Source organism: Undibacterium sp. Ji22W (assembly GCF_049340305.1).
In the GTDB taxonomy this organism is placed as follows: domain Bacteria; phylum Pseudomonadota; class Gammaproteobacteria; order Burkholderiales; family Burkholderiaceae_D; genus Undibacterium.
Genome location: NZ_JBMPOU010000003.1, coordinates 915209 through 935752 on the forward strand (window position 1 = coordinate 915209; position 20544 = coordinate 935752).

The following is a 20544-nucleotide window of genomic DNA, read 5'->3' on the forward strand; positions in this document are numbered from 1 at the left end:
ACTAAACGATTTGTAAGTAAATAGTAGTACCCACATGAGTATGTTGAAACCACGGTTCTGACAGTTCAGCGTGAGTATGGGGGCGCAAACGGTGAGTCGATAGTAGTTTATTGACGAGCGATTGCTTGTTGTTTAAGTGGGTCTGGATAATTTGTTTTCAAGCATATTTTTCGGATTTATTTAAGGCTAAAGTTTCGCGCGTTTGAACCTAATTGAAATTGTTGTGGTATTGGAGGAGTAGGTATGGATTTTTCAGGACGCCAACAGGAACCCGGAAAGAAATTTTTTGGTTTAGGTTTGGTAATTGTTTTTCACATTATTTTAGGCTGGGCATTAATGAACGGCTTAGGTAGCAAGCTCGCTAAGTTTATTCAGAAGCCGATGGAAGCCGTGGTGAAGGAAACTCCACCGCCACCACCACCGCCACCAGATACGCCGCCACCGCCGCCACCTAAATTGATGACGCCGCCGCCACCGTTTATTCCTCCACCAGAGGTTCAGGTTGCGCAGCAGACTCCGTCACCGAATGCTATTTCAACGGTTTCAAATGTTAAGCCAGATAGCAATGTGATGACAAAGACAGTGGCACCTGTAACTGAAGCACCGAAAGCAGCTGCAGGGCCGGTTGTTGTACCTGGTCGTGTTGACTTTCAACAGGCGGGTTGTACGCCAGAGTATCCTCGTGCATCATTGCGTAACGAAGAAACTGGTGTGACACGATTGACAGTTACTATTGGTGCGGATGGAGCAGTCACTGATGTAGTAATCGCAAAATCTAGTGGATTCAGGGGTCTAGATAATGCAGTGCGTGCCCAGTTGTTGTCCGGGTCGTGCAAAAACAAACCTGGAACAGTGGACGGCAAGCCGCAGGCTACCACGACTCAAGTTGAATACGTTTGGAAGCTTGATTAAAACAGAGCCAACATGTAACAAGAGTCATAAAAAAGTATCGTTTTACTCACAACCAACGTAAGTATTAAATTTTTTTTTAAAGGAAGTATCTACATGAAAACCCGCGCTAAAGTAAGCACATTCCTGGCGGCAATTTTGTTTGCATTGACAGCAACAATGGCAACCGCACCTGTATTCGCTCAAGAAGCTTCCGCGTCTGCTTCTGCAGCAACTGAAGCGGCAGCTGCCGCACCAGCATCTGCTGAAGCAGCTGCACCAGCGCCTGCTGCTGATGCATCAGTACCGGCTGCTGAAGCACAACCAGAAGTTGTTGATCAATACAGCTTGGCTCACTTGATCAAACACGGTACATTGGTTGATCAGGCAACTTTGGCAATCATGTTGATCATGTCTATGTTCAGCTGGTACATTTTGATCACTAAGATTGTTGATTTGGCTAAGTTGAGTGGTCAAGCTAAAGAAGCTCGTAAATTCTGGAAAGCAGCAAACGTTGCTGCTGGCCTGTCTACTTTGAAAGAAGGCAGCCCATATCGTTTCATCGCTGACTCTGGTATCAGCGCTAGCGAACACCACGAAGGTGCTTTGTTAGAACAAATCGATTTGAACTCTTGGGTAACAATGTCTATCCAACGTTCTGTTGATAAAGTGCAAAGCCGTTTGGGCGAAGGCCTGACATTCTTGGCGACTGTAGGTTCTACAGCACCATTTATCGGTTTGTTCGGTACAGTTATGGGTATTTACCACGCTCTGGTAGCGATCGGTTCTACTGGTAACTCTTCAATTGATAAAGTTGCGGGTCCAGTTGGTTCTGCTTTGATCATGACGGCGATTGGTTTGGGCGTTGCGGTTCCAGCAGTTTTGGGCTACAACTACTTGCTGCGTCGTAACAAGTCTGCAATGGAAGACATCAATGCATTCGGCGCTGATTTGCACTCTGTAGTTTTGTCTGGCGCAATGAGCAAAGCTAACTCAAATAAGTAATCTGAGTAATAAGAAGCAAGTTGTTTTTATTACGATAAATTCTTTCGCTACAAGTAGGCTCAATTACGAATCTACTTGTAGTACAGCGAAATGAATTCACTAAAGAGAAGATATTATGGGAATGCAAATCGGCGGTGACAGTGGTGAAGACCAAGTCAACAGCACCATTAATACCACGCCACTTGTGGATATTATGTTGGTTTTGTTGATTATCTTTATCATCACATCACCAGTAGTTTTAGACTTGACAAAAGTTCAGCTTCCAGCTGAGAAGAACGAAGATTATCATCCTGATGCAAAAAACGTAATTATCACTGTCAGCAAAGATGGCGATATTTACTGGGGTGGTTTGCGTACTCCAGTTGCTTCTGATGACGCTTTGTTTGAATTGATGGCGAAAGAAGCCGTAAAGGTTCCGCAACCTGAAGTGCATATTCGTGGCGATCAAAACGCGCGTTACGAGTCAATCGGTAAAACGATTTTGACAGTGCAACGTGCAGGCATTGCAAAAGTTGGTTTCGTACTTGAACCACCACCAAAAGGCTAAGAGGAGAATCGCATGGGCATGAATATGAGCTCCGGTTCTGGTGGTGATCCAGAACCAATGATGGAAATGAATATGACACCAATGATCGACGTAATGTTGGTTTTGATCATTATGTTTATTACGACACTTCCTATCGCAAATCACGCAGTAAATTTGAATATGCCGACGGGTCCTAGCACTCCTAAGACTGAAGAGCCAGTAGTTGTGAAGATTGATGTGGATTTTGACGGCACCATGACTTGGAATGGTGAAGTTGTTAGCCGCACACAATTGGAAGATAAGTTGACTGCTGCTGCTGCAATGACTCCGCAACCTGAGATTCATTTGCAACCAAATCGTCTGGTAGCGTACAAAGCTGTTGCTGCGGTTATGGCATCCGCACAAAGTCGTGGTATCACGAAGTTGGGTATGGTCGGTAACGAACAGTTCTTGAAGTAATGCAGTTCTCAACATTTGGTTTGAATTGATTTACGTAATTTAAATGAGTTCAAACAATTGTTAAATGAAAGAGGGCAGGGATATCCCTGCCTTTTTTTGTATTGTGAGTTCTGCTTGGTCAGGCTATGATAACAGCCACAGACGACTCTGTTTTCCTTAGTTTGTTAGGCTCAAAGTTTATTAATTTTATTGATTTTTATTGATTGAGAGATCAAATATGAAGCACCTACGCTTATCACAACTAGCTATTCTGATCGCCGCTATGGGCTGCGCGACTATTCCTGAATTAACCGGTATTGCTGGTAATACCGCAATCGCGCAAGAAGCGATGCGTGCGGAAATTGGCAAGGTGGTTCAACAAGCTGGCGAGTTATATAAAGCAAAAAAATATCGTGAAGCATTGACTAAGTTGCAGGAAACAGATCGTGTTGGCAATAAGAGCATGAACGAGACTTTCACGATAGAACGTATGCGTCTTTCTGTGGCTTCTGCGGCAGGCGATAATGATTCTGTGATTCGTTCTGGTGAATTGATTGTTGCTGCCAATAAATTGCCAAGTAAAGATCAATTGCAGTTAATTCAGGTCTTGGCAAATGCTTATTTTAAAGCGAATAATTACGCTAAAGCAGCCAAGATGTATGAGCGCTATTTTAGTGAAGGTGGTACTGATAGCTCTTCCCGTCAGTACATGATCCAAGCAAAATCAATGAGCGGCGACAGTGCCGGTGCACTGAAAGAAACCCGTGCTGAAATTCAGGCCGCCGAAAAAGCAGGTCGCGTTCCAAGTCAATCGACTTTGGAAACCTATGCGTACGCTGTGCAAAAAAGCGGTGATAAGGCGGCCTATCTGGCCACTTTGGAAAAGCTGGTTATGCACTATGGAAAAAAAGAATATTGGGTAAACTTACTCAATAGCGTTGAGCGCAAGCAAGATTTCTCCTCACGTTTATCGATGGACTTGTATCGTTTGAAATTGGCAGTCGGTCAAATTTCTAAAACCGGCGATTTCATGGAAATGGCGCAAATGGCTATCCAGGATGGAAACTCTGGTGAAGCCTTGAAAATTATCGATCAAGGTTATAAATCCGGCGCATTAGGTACGGGTACTGAAGCGGCTCGTCATGGTCGTTTGAAAGACTTGGCAACTAAGCGCGCTGCCGACGCGAAAGCTGGCTTTGCTGCTGCAGAAGTAGAGGCGCAAAAAGCGGCAGATGGTACTGGTTTGGTGAATCTTGGTTTCTCTTTGGCGACCAGTGGTGAGTTCGACAAAGGTATCAGCTTGATGGAACAAGGTATTAAGAAAGATAGCTTGAAACACCCAGACGATGCTAATTTGCATCTGGGTATGGCTTACCTGTTGGCTGGTAAGAAAGCAGCTGGCTTAAAAGCATTGAAAGCAGTTCAGGGTAAAGACGGTACTGCGGAATTGGCGCGTTTCTGGACAATTTACGCAAATCAATCGAAATAATTTTCGTTGATTAAATTAAAAGCAGCGGTTTTCCGCTGCTTTTTTTTTGAAGCTTTACTGAAATTGTATCCGCTCAAGTTGTTGAATAACTTACCTTGTTTGCCTTTTTTTGCTGGCATAAAAAACTTTTTCTAATGCCTCGAATTTCTACTCAAGCAGCTAGCTTCCAACCCCGCATTACTTTGCAGACTCTGCACCGAGGCGATGGTTTTTTGGGTATGAAACCCACCGGTACATTCGGCCCGCGTGGAGGCAGTGTCACTGTTGTGCAGATTGACTGGATTTACACCACAGAAACCGGTGTGAGTTGGGCAACTCCTGCACCCATAACACTCTTAAATCGCCGACCACATCCTACACATTTAATCGAAGACGCACTTGGAGAGCCAGTGGTTTTGGTTCGCGACTTGGGCGCCGAAGCGGATGCCTTGGACAAGGTTTGGGATGTGAATTTACAACCCGTGCCTGCGAATTGTTTGCAGTGGCGCGGTGAGGATGTCGCGTTGCAGTTTGGACCCTTATGGAGTTTGCCGCAGGAAGATTTTTTTGCTGATTTTTGGGCGGAGGAACTGCCGCGTTTACAGGCACTCGGATGGCGCGTGGTGGTGCGTCCGGGCTTCGCGCATGAGAGCGTGACGGTCGATGCATGGCATTTGCTAATTGATCCTGTCAGCGGTGAAGTGCTAGGTAAAGAAGTTGCCACGCCTATGTGTGGCTATGCGCCGATGATTGTGCCTTTGGGGTTGCCCGCGCGTGAAGGTTCGTGGTTATTGAGTCTGGGTGTGGAAATTGAAGGTGAGATCCTTGATCTTGTGCCTATGTTGGCGAATCTATTGCGACGTGATGCTCGTTGGCTAAACGCGCAGCAAGTGGCGGCGATTGATGATCTGGCGGTCATACAATTACGTGCGCCGGGTGGTAAGCGCATTGATGCCTTGGCTGCGCCTTTGAAAGCGATTGTCACGCACATGTTGGAGTTGTTGACGGATGCGCAGCGCTTGCACGATAAAATCGCTGGACCTTTGCATTTGTCGTCTTGGGATGGCTATCGACTTGAAGCCTTGCGTCAATCTTTGCTCGATAGTCAGGCTGTACGTGCTGGGGAACATGGTGGATGGCAATTGCGTGGTGAGGTGGGTTTGCGTGAATTGGCGCAGCGATTACAAATGGTAGGGACGCTTAAGCCAGTTTCAGCGCCAGCTGGTTTCGGTATCACTTTGCGGCCATATCAATTGCATGGTGTCGCTTGGCTGCAGTATCTGCGTGAACATCAGCTTGCGGGTATTTTGGCCGACGATATGGGCTTGGGTAAAACGGCGCAGGCGCTGGCGCATATTTTGATCGAGAAGCAAGCTGGGCGTTTGGATAATCCTGCTTTGATTGTGCTACCGACTTCGCTGGTGTTTAACTGGCAGGCAGAAGCACAGCGTATGACACCGAGCCTGCGCGTGTTGGTACTACTGGGTGCGCAACGTGCTGAGAATTTTTCCCAAATGGCTGAGGTCGATATCGTATTGACGACCTATCCTTTGTTGTGGCGTGATTTGCCCGTTCTAGAACAAAAAACTTTTCATCTTCTCATTTTGGATGAAGCACAAACCGTGAAGAACGCTTCCAGTCGCGGAGCAGATGCGGTGCGACGTTTGCGTGCACGGCATCGGCTATGCATTACAGGTACACCCTTGGAAAATAATTTAGGTGAATTGTGGACACAGTTTGATTTTTTGATGCCAGGCTTTTTGGGCGACATACGTAGTTTTACAAGACTTTGGCGTAAGCCTATCGAAGTGAATGGTGAAACGCTGCGTGCGCAATTATTAGCGCGGCGGGTGCGACCTTTTATCTTAAGGCGACGTAAAGATGAAGTCGCGAGTGAATTACCCGCCAAAACGGAGGTAATTAAACGCTTGCAATTGCAGGGGCAGCAGCGTGAATTATATGAAAGCGTACGTGTCGCAGCAGATGAACAAATCAGAAAAATATTACAGCGCAAAGGATTTTCTGGCAGCCAGATTACGATACTCGACGCGCTCTTAAAACTACGCCAAGTTTGTTGTGATCCTCATCTACTAAAAGGCGCGAAAATGTCAGAGAACATGGAGCGTGCGAAACTAGATTTGTTCAGCGAAATGTTGCCAAGCTTGGTGGCCGAAGGCAGACGTATTTTGGTCTTTTCTCAGTTCACCGAGATGTTAGATTTGATGGCGGTACAGCTGGAAAAATTGGCTTTGCCGTTTCTGAGCCTGACCGGAAAAACACCGGTAGCACAACGTGGTGCGGTGGTGGCACGGTTTCAAAATCAAGACGACGACAATGCGCCGCCAATCATGTTGATCAGCTTAAAAGCCGGTGGCGTTGGTTTAAATTTGACAGCGGCTGATACGGTGATCCACATGGACCCATGGTGGAATCCCGCAGTCGAAGAACAAGCCACCTCACGCGCACATCGTATCGGTCAGGACAAGAAAGTGTTCGTGTATAAGCTGGTAGTTGAGGGCAGCATAGAAGAACGCATACTTGGTTTGCAAGAGCGTAAAGCAGCGTTGGCCGAAGGTGTGCTGGGCAGTGATGGGGCGTTTTCGGCGAAGTTTAATGTTGATGATTTGCAGGCGCTGTTGCTGCCTTTGGGCTTGTAAATTGTCCTTAGTTTTTTTATCTGATGCGAACACACTCCCTACTCTCATGCCGGGCTTGATCCGGCATCCAGTGTGAGAAGCCTAAAAGTGAATTCTGGATGCCGAATCAAGCTCTGTATGACGATTAAAACGACAAATGTCTTTAGAAATACCCTATTTCATACTTGTGTGAATCAAGTGGCCTGCTTGCGACAGGAGAAAGTTTCATCGACTTAATACTAACGCTTAGGCAAAGGAATCCGCTCGGTTTCGCCATGCACTTGCCCCATTCCCAAAGCACGATCACCAGCCTCCCATGCCAGAGATGCAGCCTCGATATCTTCTTTGTCACTAGCAACAAAATTCCACCACATAAATCGATGTCCCAAAGCCTGACCACCAACTAGTACGAAACGTGTTGGACACTCACCGCTGCTAATACTTTGTTCCTGATCGATGACTAACATCGTATGCGATTCCAATGCTTCGCCCGCGACTAAGACTTCACCCTCTATCGGATAAATCGCTTGCTCGTCCGCCAGCATCGGTAGTTGCCATTGGCTATTTGGTGGCAATTGAATGTCGAGATAGAGTGTTGGCGACAAAGTTGGTACGGGCGAGTTGGCACCAAATGCGCTTCCAACTAATACACGTATCGTCGCATTGCCATTCGTGATTTCGGGTATGGCGGATGCGGGTGTGTGGCTGAATGAGGCGGGGATTTTTTCTTTTTCTTCCGGTACAGCGATCCACAATTGTAAGCCGTGGTTGACGTAGGTTTTATGCTTCTGTTCTTCGGGCTTACGTTCTGAGTGGACGATGCCATTTCCCGCGATCATCAAGTTAATCGCCCCCGGTTCTATGCGTTGGGTGTACCCGAGATTATCCCTATGCAGAATCACGCCATCAAATAAATACGTTAATGTCGCCAAGCCTATGTGAGGATGGGGGCGGACATCGTGATTGTCTTCCGGTTTAACAGTCACGGGGCCGAAATGATCGAAGAAAATAAACGGGCCAACCGCCTGCCGCTTCGCTGAGGGTAGCAAACGATTGACGACAAACCCGCCGCCTAGATCTTTAGCATGGGCTTTGAGTACTTTGGACGGATCAAAAACTAGAGAATCGCTCATGCGGCACGCTCGACTTTCGTGGAAATTTCTGTGGTTACAGAGGTCATTAATTTGTGAACTGGGCATTTTTCTGCCACCGCGCTGAGTTGATGAAATTCTTCTTCACTGAAATCTCCATGAATGATGAGACTGGTCGTCAATTTATAGATGCCTTGTCTTTCTTGACTGTCATCTCGAGTGATATGGGTGTCAATATGGAAAACCGATATGTTCTTTTTGCGGGCAAACCACATGACGGTCAAGGCTTTGCAAGAGGCGAGTGCTGCGTCGTATAAATCGTGAGGACTGGGCCCTAGATTTTCTCCACCGTCAGACACAGGTACATCCGTGGTCAGTTGATGTTCATCCATATACAGGGTCTGCGCTAACAGCGTATTTTCTTGACTTGCTAATCGTATTTTCATGATGGTCCTTTATTGAAGTGGGACGGGCTTATGTTGATGTTGCGTCGCGCGGTGCAGTGCTGATCGTACGCTGTTGAGATGAAATAATAATCCCTGCAACGATCAAGGCAAACGCGACACCGTGGTACCAATCTGGTAATTCTCCCAAGATGGCGGCAGATAGAACGGTTGTGAAAAGCGGTGTGAGGTTAACAAAAAAACCGGCAATATTTGGCCCTGCCTGTTGTACCCCGGCACCCCAACAACGAAACGCGATCAAGGCCGGACCAATAGCGACAAAAATGATCGCAGCGATTAATTTCCATGACCATACAATCTGGTATTGAATGAGAGTTAATTCGCCTACAGTAAATAATCCCGACCAGAGTAAACCGAAGCTAATCTGCGCCATCAGAAAAAAGGTCCAGCGCGGTCGCAATTCTTGAAACCGATTTTGATCGGCGAGTAACCAGCTGTAAAACGACCAAGCGATTGTGGCAGCGATCATGAGTAGATCGCCAGCGACTAAGTGTAAACCCAGTAAGTGTTCGAGTTTGCCTCGGCTTAACACGAATAAGACACCGATGATGGAAAGCGCAGCCCCGACAATTTGTTGCGAACGAATTTTGGCACCAAAAAACAGGAGGCCGACTAACATCATCCACACTGGCATGCCGGAGGCGACTAAGGTGACATTGATGGGGCCAGAGCTTTGTAATGCAGCGTATTGCAAGGCGTTGTAGAGACCAATTCCCAGCAGCCCCAAGTAGGCATACTGTTTCGCGTCTCGCCACAAGCTACTGTTAGCGCGAAAGATGGGATAGGCGAAAGGCAGCAAGATTGCAAACGCGCACAGCCAGCGCAGAAAATTCAAAGTGACTGGCGGGATGTCGTGATAGATCAAACGTCCGACGATGGCGTTCGCCGACCATAACATCGGTGGGATCGTGAGCAAGATGATGGTATGCAATGAGAGTTTTGAGCGCATTCGAGTGTGTTATGTTGTGAGGGCCTTAAATACCTATTGGTTCCTATTATGGTGGATGGCAGGTGGTTTTGCTTGGCGTCTTTAACTTGTATGCATTAAGTTGATTCATTCCACGAATAGTGATTGAGTTCTATTTATAGCTTCATCGACCTAATAATAACTATTTTAAATATTTGACATATTAAATCGATTGCGTCACTCTGATGTTTACGTTTCGATTTTATCCGTCTATTTTATTTATTGAGGTGACCCCATGCCTGTATATCGTTCCCGAACCACCACTCATGGCCGCAACATGGCGGGTGCCCGCGCTCTGTGGCGTGCTACTGGAATGAAAGATGGTGACTTTGAAAAACCGATTGTGGCGGTGGTTAATTCCTTTACGCAATTTGTTCCCGGTCATGTGCATTTGAAAGACTTGGGTCAAATGGTGGCGCGTGAGATTGAAGCGGCTGGCGGTGTGGCGAAAGAATTCAATACCATCGCGGTGGATGATGGTATCGCGATGGGACATGGCGGTATGTTGTACTCATTGCCATCACGCGAATTGATTGCTGATTCGGTCGAATATATGGTCAACGCGCATTGCGCCGATGCCATGGTATGTATTTCGAATTGCGACAAAATTACGCCGGGCATGTTGATGGCGGCGATGCGTTTAAACATTCCTGTGGTGTTCGTCTCTGGTGGTCCGATGGAAGCCGGTAAGGTGTTAGAGACCTTGCATCCTAAACAAACGGGCGAGCAAAAAATCATGAAGATCGATCTGGTCGACGCCATGATTAAGGCCGGTGATAGCAAGGTCAGCGATGAAGAGATCGGTCGTATCGAGCGTTCTGCCTGTCCTACTTGTGGCTCTTGCTCTGGCATGTTCACAGCTAACTCGATGAACTGTTTGATGGAAGCCTTAGGTTTAGCTTTGCCAGGCAATGGAACGATTTTAGCGACACACGCTGATCGTAAAGAATTGTTCTTGCGCGCAGGTCGTTTGATCGTGGATTTGGCGAAGCGTCATTATGAACAAGACGATTACACGATCTTGCCACGCTCGATTGCGAACAAAGCGACTTTTGAAAACGCCATGGCGCTGGATGTGTCGATGGGCGGTTCTACCAATACCGTTTTGCATTTATTGGCTGCCGCGCATGAAGCCGGCGTCGATTTCAAAATGGCGGATATTGATCGCATTTCGCGCAAAGTCCCATGCTTGTGCAAGGTCGCACCGATGACCGATAAATATCATATCGAAGACGTGCATAGAGCTGGTGGCATCATGGCGATCTTAGGCGAACTGTCGCGTGCAAATTTATTCGATACCACTCGCCCAACGATTCATGCAGCGAGTTTTGCCGAAGCGATCGCGCATAACGATATCGCGGTCAGTGATGATGCAGCAGTCAGAAAAATGTTTATGGCAGCGCCGGGCGGCGTACCAACGCAGACCGCATTCTCGCAAGATAAACGATTCGATAGCTTGGACGTAGATCGCGCCGAAGGTTGTATCCGCGATTACGAACATGCCTATTCCAAAGACGGTGGTCTTGCGGTGTTGTACGGTAATCTGGCGGAAAAAGGTTGTATCGTAAAGACTGCAGGCGTCGATGAAAGTATCTTGACGTTCAGCGGTAAAGCGCGTGTCTTTGAAAGCCAAGATGATGCGGTCGCTGCGATTTTGGGTGATACCGTGCATGAAGGCGATGTCGTGATTATTCGCTACGAAGGTCCGAAAGGCGGCCCGGGTATGCAAGAGATGTTATATCCAACTTCGTATATCAAATCCAAGGGTTTAGGCAAGGCTTGTGCTCTGTTCACTGACGGCCGTTTCTCTGGCGGTTCATCTGGTTTGGTGATTGGTCATGCTTCACCTGAAGCAGCCGAAGGTGGTGCAATTGGTTTGGTTGAAGAGGGTGATCAAATCTTGATCGACATTCCAAATCGCAGCATACGTTTGGATATTAGCGATGAGATATTGGCAGCACGTCGTGCAGTGATGGAAGAGAAAGGTTCCTTGGCATGGCAACCTGTGAATCGTGATCGTTATGTCTCGCAAGCTTTGCAAGCTTATGCAGCATTGGCCACATCGGCGGATCGTGGAGCTGTGAGAGATATTACACAATTGCGTCGATAATCAAGGGATGCTGCTACCTAACATCCTAGGTATCTGCACAAGTGCAATAGCAAAATAACTTGCGCACGTACTCCCTTCTCCCGTAAGCGGGAGAAGGGTCGGGGAGTCAAAGCATGCTTTGACGGGCGTTCAGATTGGATTGCTGATATTTGGAAATCTAAACAACGCCATCTATTCAACACTTCGTCGTATGAAATGGCAGTGCAGTTTCTGAACTACCCTCACCCTAACCCTCTCCCGCTAGCGGGAGAGGGGATTTCATCTCCATGTCGACTTGTTAAGTTATCGATGCCCAAACATCGGCGAAAGAAATTCCAACTAAGCTTGTAGACCTTGATTTGGCCTCGGCTTCACCTGCCGCACTAATTCCGCTACCATAACCAACAGCGAAGACGCCACAATCAATCCCATGAAAAACTTTGCGGTGGAATCGCTGACAGGAGACATCATGATGGCACCATCGACGATTGCCCAAGTCATCACTGCACAAGTGAGCAGGCTTAATCCGGTTTCAAGACGTCGCAGTAAAGGCGACCAGCGACCTTGAATCATGACGGCAAAGAAGAACGGTATGTTCAGTACCACCAGTGTAAATAGGAAAGGTGCCTGACGCTGTAAAAAAGACTCGGTGTAAGTTAAAGCTGTATAGGCAGCCGGTGCCGCTTTGCCACTCCAGATAACATCTAAGATCCACGTCGGATTTATCAGCAAATAGATACCGCACAGCATGGCAGTTAATCCTAATGCAACCGCAACTCGCCCCCCTGTAATCGCGTCTTGCGCGCGCGGTTGCCATGTGGATTTGATGGGGGAACGTTGACGCGCCCACGATGCCATGCCAAAGCCGACCACCAAAACACCAGGCCACCAAAATGATGGAATGACTGTTTTCCCCCACCATGAACTGAGTGCGCGAATGAAGTCTGTTCCGGAATGGATAGGCTGGCTAAAATTAGCTAACAATCCTAAACTCCAGATTAGTACCAAGCCGATCATGGTGAAGCGTAGGAATTTGCCGCCATCTGCCGGATCGATAATGTTAACAGCGGGTTGATAACGTGCAGCGACTTCGTTCGGATGCCCGAAACCTTGTAAAAAATCAACTGCTAATCCAACGTCAAGTTGGCGACCCGTTTCTTCTGCTTTTGCCTGACACTCTTCCAGTAATAAAGCACGCAATTCAAATGCCACGTCGTTGCGCTGCTTGCGTGGCAATTGCAATGCGACTTCATTGACATACGATGTGATGACATCATTGGCGTTCATATTAGTCCTCCTGTAAAAGTCGTCCCATGACATCGTTCATGCCTTGCCATGACTCTGTCAGTCTCTTCAATAATTTCTTGCCATCCGCATTGAGTGAGTAGTAGCGCCGTGGCGGGCCGTCTTCTATCTTCCACTCACTTTGCAGTAGGCCCTGTGTTTCTAATCTGCGCAGCAGAGGATATAAAGTGCCTTCCTCGATTGCCATACCTTGTTCGGCCAAGGCTTGACGCAGCTCATACCCGTAGCGCGGTTTGCGCAATTGCGAAAGCGTGGCAAGTACCACCACGCCGCGCCGCAGCTCGAGTTCTAATTTTCCGAAAGTATCTGTAGTGACCATGTGGCGCACTGTACTGTGCATGACACAGTATGTCAAATAGTTTTTTTGTGTTGCGTTTTTTTTTGCATTATTTGTGGTCGTCAAGAAGGCGTTTGATATTGAGAATGCAAAATGGCTCCCTGAAGTCCAACCGCAGCGAAGAAATTATTTTGTATTTGAAAAGAGCGCTAAAGCAGTCATTCCTGATTGCATAGCGAAAGGAACTACTCCCAAATTAGGATACGACTTGCTTAAGGGTTTGCTCGCAATTCCGGCTTTAACAACGGCGGCGATGGGGGAGGTGTAAGTAAAGTTAGCTTTGTCGCTCAGTACTTAGGTCTACATGACGGAAGATATAGAAAAATTTGATGCTTGCTATGACCGCGTCAGCTGATTTCCTTGCCCTCTAACAAAGAAGATAATCGCGCAATACATCTTCTTAAGTCTGACATTGACTCAATTGATGTTGCTCCATTCGCACTTTGTTCCCGTCTTGTATTGACATCATTTTGACGAAAGACCTACGGTTTGCAAGCCTATTCGCAGGATCGTAACTAACGCTGTCGACTCTGTTGGTAGTGCTGTCAGTCTCCTGCCTGGACTCTTTGCTTAAGACCTTTGATCTTGAGTCTTTCTTGTCAATATGCAACGATCTTGTTGTCATCACGTAGTTTTGGGTACATGCAATATAAACCCACCTTATTTACTTTACCTTTAAATAGTTTAGGTTTAAAGTATTTCTTTGTTGTGATGCGCAGTTTAATAAAATTCGAACAAAAAACGATCAACAATCGAAAACATTACTCAATTACCGTATGGAGACTTCTTGATGTCTATTTGTTTTCCGCAGTCTGCGCATGTCGATACTTTCACCTTTGAACATTTACCGCCGCCTGAACAATGGCCAGAGTTGCTGTTTGATTTGCCTGAACTACAGTACGCCGAACGCCTCAATTGTGCGACAGCTTTTTTAGAAGAAATCGCGACTCAAGGGTTTGCCGACAAAGTGGCGATACGTAGTGCCAGCATTACATGGACTTACGATGAGTTATGCACGAAAGTGAATCAGATAGCGCAGGTCTTGGTCGATGAGATGCACCTAGTGCCAGGCAATCGTGTGTTATTGCGCGGTGCGAATAATCCCATGATGGCAGCTTGCATTCTGGCGGTATGGAAAGTTGGTTGCGTCGCAGTGCCGACCATGCCTTTGTTGCGCGCCAAAGAGTTGAGTGTGATTATCGATAAGGCGCAAATTTCTGCAGCACTGTGTTCTGCTGCTCTGCAAGAAGAACTGGAGGCAGCGCAGAAATTGAGTCCGGTGTTGCAGCAATTTAAGACCTTTAATACCGATGTGGCGGATTCAGTCGAACAATTGATGGCGTCCAAATCAAGTACTTTCACCGCTGTCGATACACACGCTGAGGATGTTTGTCTGATCAGCTTTACGTCTGGCACGACAGGTAAGCCGAAAGGCACCATGCATTTTCATCGTGATGTGTTGGCGATTTGTGATTGCTTCCCGCGTTCGATTCTGCAGTCACAAGCGAGCGATACCTTTATTGGTACGCCGCCTTTGGCATTTACTTTTGGCTTAGGTGGACTTTTGCTTTTTCCATTGCGTATCGGCGCGACTGCCGTGCTGTTGGAAAAACTCACGCCAGAAAGCTTACTCAAAGCGATCGATGAATATCAAGCGACAGTCTGTTTCACAGCGCCGACTTTCTACCGTCAGATGTTACCTATGGTGCCCAATTTTTCACTGAAGTCGCTGCAAAAGACGGTCTCTGCTGGTGAAACTTTGCCAGCAGCGACGCGCGAGGCTTGGCAAGTTGCGACGGGCCTAATCATGATCGATGGCATCGGTGCGACGGAGATGTTGCATATCTTTATTTCGGCAGCGGGTGAGCAAGCGCGTTCAGGAGCGACGGGTAAAGCTGTTCCGGGTTATCAAGCTTGTGTTCTTGACGAGAACGGTAATCCTGCGCCTGTTGGAGTGACAGGCAGGCTGGCCGTAAAAGGTCCGACCGGTTGCCGCTATCTGGCTGACGACAGGCAAAAAAACTATATCTTGAATGGCTGGAATCTGACTGGTGACGCTTACGAAATGGATGTCGAAGGCTATTTCCATTATCGCGCCCGCACAGACGACATGATTATCACCGCTGGCTATAACGTGGCAGGTCCCGAGGTGGAAGAAATCATTCTTAAACATCCGGACGTCGCTGAATGCGCGGTGGTCGGCTTACCCGACGAAGAACGCGGTCAGATCGTCAAAGCCTTTGTGGTCTTGCGCGATGCATCGAAGGTGCGTGATCCTTTGGCGAGCCAAGCTTTGGTCAGCGATATCCAGCAATTCGTCAAAGCAAATGTCGCACCTTATAAATATCCGCGCTGTATAGAATTCAAAGACGCTTTGCCTCGTACGGAGACTGGCAAAGTGCAGCGGTTTAAGTTAAAGCTGACCAGCTAATTTTAGTGAATGAGATCGATTGGGTTGTAGGGCGGGTGAAACCCGCGCCGGCAACACACCGAACATCTGAGCAGCGCGGGTTTCACCCGCCCTACGAGATCTAAGTTGAAACCAAGTTTGCACGAAAGAAGAATCGATAAAAACATGAACATACTTTGCATAGGCGGTGGCCCCGCAGGCCTGTATTTTTCGCTGCTGATGAAAAAGCAAAATCCGGCACATCGTATTGTGGTGGTCGAACGGAATCGTCCTTACGATACCTTCGGTTGGGGCGTGGTATTTTCCGATCAAACCTTGGGTAATCTGGTGAAGGCCGATGAAGTCACGGCTAAGACTATCTTGCAAGCCTTTAATCATTGGGATGATATTGACGTGCACTTTAAAGGCCAGGTCGTCACTTCGGGTGGACATGGTTTTTGCGGTATCGGTCGTAAACGCTTGCTGAATATCTTGCAAGAACGCTGCGAGCAACTCGGCGTGGAATTGGTGTTTGAAACCGATGTGCAGGATGATCAGGTTTTAGCGCAGACCTATGACGCCGATTTGGTGATCGCCAGTGATGGTTTAAATAGTCGAATTCGCACGCGTTATGAAACCACTTACCAACCCGATATCGATACGCGCAAATGCCGTTTTGTCTGGCTGGGTACTAAGAAACTTTTCTCCGCCTTTACTTTCGCATTTGAAGAGACAGAACATGGTTGGTTTCAGGCACATGCATATCAATACGATGGCGATACCGCGACCTTTATCGTCGAGACCCCAGAAGAGGTGTGGTTGAAGGCTGGCCTTGATCAAATGGATCAGGCCCAAGCGATCGCATTTTGTGAAAAATTATTCGCCAAGTATTTGGATGGTAATGCCTTGATGAGCAACGCCAGCCATTTGCGTGGTTCTGCGAGTTGGATCAAATTCCCGCGCATTATTTGTCAGCAGTGGGTGCATCAGAATCAGATTAATGGCAAAACCGTACCTGTGGTCTTGATGGGTGATGCGGCGCATACCGCACATTTTTCCATAGGCTCAGGGACCAAACTAGCGCTTGAAGACGCGATCGAACTCGCCAATTGCTTCGCGCAACATGGTGCGTCTGGTATGCAATCCGTGATGGATGCGTATCAAGAAGTGCGAGCGATTGAAGTGCTGAAGATACAAAGTGCAGCACGCAATTCCATGGAATGGTTTGAAAATGTGGATCGATACACGGCAATGCAAGCTCCCCAATTTGCGTACTCTATGCTGACGCGCAGCCAGCGCTTATCACATGAAAATTTGCGGCTGCGTGATGCGAGTTATGTACGGAGTTTTGAAAGTTGGATCGCGGAGCAAGCCTTCGCTAAAGCTGGTATAGCTATGCCCAAAACCAAACAGACTATTCCGCCCATGTTCACACCTTTCAAAGTGCGCGACGTGGTCCTGAAAAATCGCATCGTGGTGTCGCCTATGGCACAGTATTCTGCCATCGATGGTGTGGCTGGTGATTTTCATTTAGTGCATCTCGGTAGCCGTGCCATGGGTGGTGCGGGTTTGGTATTCGCGGAAATGACTTGCGTCACGGCAGAGGGCAGAATTACACCGGCTTGTCCCGGCCTATATGCACCAGCGCATACGCAAGCATGGAAACGTATCGTTGACTTCGTACACGCCAACAGCGATGCCAAGATCGCGGTGCAGCTTGGTCATGCGGGTGCCAAAGGTTCCACCAAACGTGCTTGGGATGGTATTGATCAACCGTTGGATTCAGATAATTGGCCTTTGATTTCGGCCTCTGAACAGCAATATTTGCCCGGCGTTTCACAGGTTGCTAAAGCAGCGACCAAAGCGCAAATGATGCAAGTCTTGAATGAATTCGTCGCATCGACTATTGCGGCTGATCAGGCTGGTTTTGACTGGTTGGAATTACATTGCGCACACGGCTATTTCTTATCGAGCTTTATTTCTCCATTGACCAATCAGCGCACTGACGAATACGGTGGCAGCTTGGAAAATCGTTGTCGTTATCCTTTGGAAGTATTTGCAGCAATGCGTGCCGTTTGGCCAGGGCATAAGCCGATGTCGGTGCGTATCTCAGCGCATGATTGGGTAGCAGGCGGTATCACGCCTGACGATGCCGTGGCGATTGCTAGACTGTTTAAACAAGCGGGTGCAGATATGATCGATTGCTCATCGGGACAGGTCAGCAAACAAGAAAAGCCGGTGTATGGACGTATGTTCCAAACGCCGTTCTCAGATCGAATCCGCAATGAGGCGCAGATTGCTACCATTGCAGTCGGTGCGATTTTTGAAGCTGATCATGTGAACAGCATCATTGCCGCTGGCCGTGCTGATTTATGCGCTATCGCAAGACCGCATTTGGCTGATCCCGCTTGGACTTTGCACGAAGCGGCCAAGTTAGGATACACAGACATCAGTTGGCCACAACAATACGTCGCAGGTAAGTTGCAATTGGAACGCAATCTAGATCGTGAACGTCAAGTCGCAGCAGCGAGTCGCGGGATGAGCCCGCAAGAAATCGCCGCAAAATTATTAGAGGGCTAATATGAATTTCTTTCATCCCGCACTAGTTGGGAAACACGCTTTGGTCACTGGCGGCGCGACAGGAATAGGCTTGGCCATCGCCCAGGCATTGCTAGCACAAGGCGTCAAGGTGACGATCACAGGGCGCACTGAAGCGAACTTGCAAAAGGCAGTGCAGTATTTGAATGATGCTGGATTGATTCAAGCGCTTGTGATGGATGTCAGCGATAGTGCTTCAGTCAGCGCTGGATTTGCGCAAGCCGTTGAACAATTTGGTACGGTCGACATCTTGATTAACAACGCAGGACAGGCAAGCTCCGCGCCATTTCTAAAGACGACGGAAGCGCAATGGCAGCAAATGCTGGCAGTCAATCTCACGGGCACCTTCCTTTGCACACAACAAGCTTTACCGACGATGCTAGCGCAGTCCTGGGGACGCATCGTGAATGTGGCGAGTACCGCAGGGCTCAAAGGCTATGCTTATGTCGCTGCTTATGCAGCCGCGAAACATGGCGTGATTGGCTTAACTAAGTCATTGGCATTAGAAGTCGCACAAAAAGGGGTGACGGTTAATGCAGTGTGTCCCGGTTATACCGAAACGGATATCGTGCGCGAAGCAATCTCCAATATCATGGCAAAGACTGGTCGCAGTGAAGAACAAGCACGTGCAGAGCTCGCGGCAGGCAATCCGCAAAAACGGCTGATTCAGCCTGAAGAAGTTGCCGATGCCGTGTTATGGCTCTGTTCGCCCGCGAGTGCATCGCAAAACGGCCAATCGATTGCGGTTGCTGGTGGTGAGGTGATGTGATGAGTGAGCGAGACGCGACTACTTACCCTACGGATCCTATTGATCTGGAAACCCGCTTAACCAAAGACCATCATCTCTCTTTGAAATTGTGGCTGCGCATGCTGTCGACCACGGTCATGATAGAAAATGAAATTCGCAATCGCTTGCGTGCAGAATTTGATATTACTCTGCCGCGCTTTGATCTAATGGCGCAACTAGAACGTCATCCCGATGGTTTGCGTATGGGCGAATTATCCAAGCGCATGATGGTCACCGGTGGCAATATCACGGGTATTACCGACCAGTTAGAACAAGAAGGCTTGGTCATGCGTGTGATCGATAAACAAGATCGACGTGCATACAGCGTGAAACTCACCCCAGCAGGGCGCAAGGCATTTAAGGCTATGGCTAGCGTGCACGAAGCCTGGGTGGCAGAATTATTTTCTGGTGTAGATGCAGAACAAAAAAGTCAAATGATTAGCTTGTTGTCGAGCGTCAAGTCAGAATTGAGTTCGGGTGAAAAGCAAAACGAAAAAGAATGAGAACAATATGAACTACCTCAATGGAAACGCCAGCGACCTACCTGGCAATCATCAAACGCTAACCAATTATCAGGCCACGCATTTTGCTTATCAGGTCAAGGACAAAGTCGCGACGATCACTTTAAATCGACCTGAGCGCAAGAACCCTTTGACCTTCGACTCTTACGCAGAACTGCGTGATTTGTTTCGCAATATGTGCTACGCCGACGATATCAAAGCGATCGTGATCACGGGGGCAGGTGAGAACTTTTGTTCAGGTGGCGATGTGCACGAAATCATTGGACCATTAACGCAACTCGATATGCCAGGTCTGCTGCGATTCACGCAAATGACGGGTGATTTGGTCAAAGCCATGCGCGCCTGTCCACAGCCGATCATCGCTGCCGTTGACGGTATCTGCGCCGGCGCGGGAGCGATCATCGCGATGGCGTCAGATATTCGCATAGGAACGAGTCGCAGTAAAACGGCGTTTCTATTTGCCCGTGTTGGACTAGCAGGTTGCGATATGGGCGCATGCGCTATTTTGCCACGCATCATAGGCCAAGGTCGCACTTCCGACTTATTGTATAGCGGACGCAGTATGTCAGGCGAAGAAGGCGAGCGTTGGGGATTTTTTAATCAATTGATTGAACCGGATCAAGTGATCAGTGCAGCACAAATCTACGCTAGCAATCTCGCGAATGGCCCAACTTTCGCCCATGCGATGACAAAAAAAATGCTGCACGAAGAATGGGATATGAGCGTTGATCAGGCGATTGATGCGGAAGCCAAAGCGCAGGCGATTTGCATGATGACGAATGATTTTCATCGGGCTTATCATGCGTTTGTGAATAAAGAAAAGCCGAAGTTTGAAGGTAACTGAATTTAGGCTGATGCTTTTAAGATGTAGGGCGGGTGCAACCCGCGCCGTCAGAACGTAGAGCGCGGCAGACCGACCTATATGCGGCGCGGGTTGCACCCGCCCTACAATTTGTAACGGTCATGATCGACCTTGAAATTGAATTTTTCTGCGTAGGTTGGTGGATGATTTAAGCCCCTCTCCCGCAAGCGGGA

The 20544-nt window shown here is 48.0% G+C and carries 17 protein-coding genes; 12 read left to right on the top strand and 5 right to left on the bottom strand.

The features are described 5' to 3' along the window. The first annotated feature begins 243 nt into the window (after positions 1-243). The 6 genes from ACO0KW_RS16505 (at position 244) to ACO0KW_RS16530 (ending at position 6982) form a co-directional block, all read left to right on the top strand. The gene (locus ACO0KW_RS16505; RefSeq protein WP_423054413.1) at positions 244-912 is read left to right on the top strand and encodes an energy transducer TonB; all 669 of its coding nucleotides are present in this window, start codon (positions 244-246) and stop codon (positions 910-912) included. Positions 913-1005: 93 nt separating this feature from the next. Beyond that, positions 1006-1893: a MotA/TolQ/ExbB proton channel family protein gene (locus ACO0KW_RS16510; protein WP_423054414.1), complete on the top strand. Its 888-nt coding sequence runs from the start codon at positions 1006-1008 to the stop codon at positions 1891-1893. A gap of 115 nt (positions 1894-2008) precedes the next feature. Beyond that, on the top strand, positions 2009-2440 hold the full coding sequence (locus tag ACO0KW_RS16515) for an ExbD/TolR family protein (protein WP_423054415.1): 432 nt from the start codon (positions 2009-2011) through the stop codon (positions 2438-2440). A 12-nt stretch (positions 2441-2452) separates the two neighbouring features. After that, positions 2453-2878 carry an ExbD/TolR family protein gene (locus ACO0KW_RS16520; RefSeq protein WP_423054416.1) on the top strand — a complete coding sequence of 142 codons (426 nt, stop codon included), beginning with the start codon at positions 2453-2455 and terminating at the stop codon, positions 2876-2878. 217 nt (positions 2879-3095) lie between these two features. Further along, on the top strand, positions 3096-4346 hold the full coding sequence (locus tag ACO0KW_RS16525) for a hypothetical protein (protein WP_423054417.1): 1251 nt from the start codon (positions 3096-3098) through the stop codon (positions 4344-4346). Positions 4347-4480: 134 nt separating this feature from the next. Continuing rightward, positions 4481-6982, top strand: coding sequence for a DEAD/DEAH box helicase (locus tag ACO0KW_RS16530; protein ID WP_423054418.1), 2502 nt, complete (start codon positions 4481-4483; stop codon positions 6980-6982). A gap of 218 nt (positions 6983-7200) precedes the next feature. On the opposite strand, the gene ACO0KW_RS16535 is transcribed toward ACO0KW_RS16530, so the two are convergent. From ACO0KW_RS16535 to ACO0KW_RS16545, 3 genes are read right to left on the bottom strand one after another with little or no spacing between them, the layout of a single operon-like run. Beyond that, complete coding sequence (locus ACO0KW_RS16535; protein ID WP_423054419.1) at positions 7201-8094, bottom strand: pirin family protein; 894 nt, start codon at positions 8092-8094, stop codon at positions 7201-7203. Then, the gene (locus ACO0KW_RS16540; RefSeq protein ID WP_423054421.1) at positions 8091-8498 is read right to left on the bottom strand and encodes an OsmC family protein; all 408 of its coding nucleotides are present in this window, start codon (positions 8496-8498) and stop codon (positions 8091-8093) included. The genes ACO0KW_RS16535 and ACO0KW_RS16540 overlap by 4 nt, the downstream gene beginning before the upstream one ends. 28 nt (positions 8499-8526) lie before the next feature. Continuing rightward, positions 8527-9465, bottom strand: coding sequence for a DMT family transporter (locus tag ACO0KW_RS16545; protein ID WP_423054423.1), 939 nt, complete (start codon positions 9463-9465; stop codon positions 8527-8529). Between the two features lie 253 nt (positions 9466-9718). Between ACO0KW_RS16545 and ilvD the strand changes: the two genes are divergently transcribed. Further along, on the top strand, positions 9719-11593 hold the full coding sequence (gene ilvD / locus ACO0KW_RS16550; protein WP_423054425.1) for a dihydroxy-acid dehydratase: 1875 nt from the start codon (positions 9719-9721) through the stop codon (positions 11591-11593). A gap of 318 nt (positions 11594-11911) precedes the next feature. Here the strand turns inward: ilvD and ACO0KW_RS16555 are convergent, their stop codons facing one another. Next, on the bottom strand, positions 11912-12859 hold the full coding sequence (locus ACO0KW_RS16555) for a hypothetical protein (protein ID WP_423054426.1): 948 nt from the start codon (positions 12857-12859) through the stop codon (positions 11912-11914). A 1-nt stretch (position 12860) separates the two neighbouring features. Continuing rightward, the gene (locus ACO0KW_RS16560; protein WP_423054427.1) at positions 12861-13217 is read right to left on the bottom strand and encodes a PadR family transcriptional regulator; all 357 of its coding nucleotides are present in this window, start codon (positions 13215-13217) and stop codon (positions 12861-12863) included. A gap of 787 nt (positions 13218-14004) precedes the next feature. On the opposite strand from ACO0KW_RS16560, the gene ACO0KW_RS16565 reads away from it, so the two are divergent. From ACO0KW_RS16565 to ACO0KW_RS16585, 5 genes are all read left to right on the top strand, one after another. Then, positions 14005-15645: an AMP-binding protein gene (locus tag ACO0KW_RS16565; protein ID WP_423054428.1), complete on the top strand. Its 1641-nt coding sequence runs from the start codon at positions 14005-14007 to the stop codon at positions 15643-15645. Between the two features lie 144 nt (positions 15646-15789). Continuing rightward, entirely contained in the window at positions 15790-18183 is a 2394-nt protein-coding gene (locus tag ACO0KW_RS16570; RefSeq protein WP_423054429.1) for a bifunctional salicylyl-CoA 5-hydroxylase/oxidoreductase, read from the top strand. Position 18184: 1 nt separating this feature from the next. After that, the gene (locus ACO0KW_RS16575) at positions 18185-18970 is read left to right on the top strand and encodes an SDR family NAD(P)-dependent oxidoreductase (RefSeq protein ID WP_423054430.1); all 786 of its coding nucleotides are present in this window, start codon (positions 18185-18187) and stop codon (positions 18968-18970) included. Next, the gene (locus ACO0KW_RS16580) at positions 18970-19491 is read left to right on the top strand and encodes a MarR family winged helix-turn-helix transcriptional regulator (RefSeq protein ID WP_423054431.1); all 522 of its coding nucleotides are present in this window, start codon (positions 18970-18972) and stop codon (positions 19489-19491) included. Before ACO0KW_RS16575 ends, ACO0KW_RS16580 begins: the two co-directional genes overlap by 1 nt. A gap of 7 nt (positions 19492-19498) precedes the next feature. Further along, a complete protein-coding gene (locus ACO0KW_RS16585) occupies positions 19499-20353 on the top strand; it encodes an enoyl-CoA hydratase family protein (RefSeq protein WP_423054432.1) in 855 nt (284 codons plus the stop codon). Positions 20354-20544 lie beyond the last annotated feature (191 nt).

Bases quoted from the DNA above. Each gene is read 5' to 3' on its own strand.
- ACO0KW_RS16575 (WP_423054430.1), top strand. From the start codon at position 18,185: ATGAATTTCTTTCATCCCGCACTAGTTGGGAAACACGCTTTGGTCACT.
- ACO0KW_RS16525 (WP_423054417.1), top strand. From the start codon at position 3,096: ATGAAGCACCTACGCTTATCACAACTAGCTATTCTGATCGCCGCTATG.
- ACO0KW_RS16580 (WP_423054431.1), top strand. From the start codon at position 18,970: ATGAGTGAGCGAGACGCGACTACTTACCCTACGGATCCTATTGATCTG.
- ACO0KW_RS16585 (WP_423054432.1), top strand. From the start codon at position 19,499: ATGAACTACCTCAATGGAAACGCCAGCGACCTACCTGGCAATCATCAA.
- ilvD (WP_423054425.1), top strand. From the start codon at position 9,719: ATGCCTGTATATCGTTCCCGAACCACCACTCATGGCCGCAACATGGCG.
- ACO0KW_RS16565 (WP_423054428.1), top strand. From the start codon at position 14,005: ATGTCTATTTGTTTTCCGCAGTCTGCGCATGTCGATACTTTCACCTTT.
- ACO0KW_RS16530 (WP_423054418.1), top strand. From the start codon at position 4,481: ATGCCTCGAATTTCTACTCAAGCAGCTAGCTTCCAACCCCGCATTACT.
- ACO0KW_RS16545 (WP_423054423.1), bottom strand. From the start codon at position 9,465: ATGCGCTCAAAACTCTCATTGCATACCATCATCTTGCTCACGATCCCA.
- ACO0KW_RS16535 (WP_423054419.1), bottom strand. From the start codon at position 8,094: ATGAGCGATTCTCTAGTTTTTGATCCGTCCAAAGTACTCAAAGCCCAT.
- ACO0KW_RS16510 (WP_423054414.1), top strand. From the start codon at position 1,006: ATGAAAACCCGCGCTAAAGTAAGCACATTCCTGGCGGCAATTTTGTTT.
- ACO0KW_RS16515 (WP_423054415.1), top strand. From the start codon at position 2,009: ATGGGAATGCAAATCGGCGGTGACAGTGGTGAAGACCAAGTCAACAGC.
- ACO0KW_RS16540 (WP_423054421.1), bottom strand. From the start codon at position 8,498: ATGAAAATACGATTAGCAAGTCAAGAAAATACGCTGTTAGCGCAGACC.
- ACO0KW_RS16560 (WP_423054427.1), bottom strand. From the start codon at position 13,217: ATGCACAGTACAGTGCGCCACATGGTCACTACAGATACTTTCGGAAAA.
- ACO0KW_RS16505 (WP_423054413.1), top strand. From the start codon at position 244: ATGGATTTTTCAGGACGCCAACAGGAACCCGGAAAGAAATTTTTTGGT.
- ACO0KW_RS16520 (WP_423054416.1), top strand. From the start codon at position 2,453: ATGGGCATGAATATGAGCTCCGGTTCTGGTGGTGATCCAGAACCAATG.
- ACO0KW_RS16555 (WP_423054426.1), bottom strand. From the start codon at position 12,859: ATGAACGCCAATGATGTCATCACATCGTATGTCAATGAAGTCGCATTG.
- ACO0KW_RS16570 (WP_423054429.1), top strand. From the start codon at position 15,790: ATGAACATACTTTGCATAGGCGGTGGCCCCGCAGGCCTGTATTTTTCG.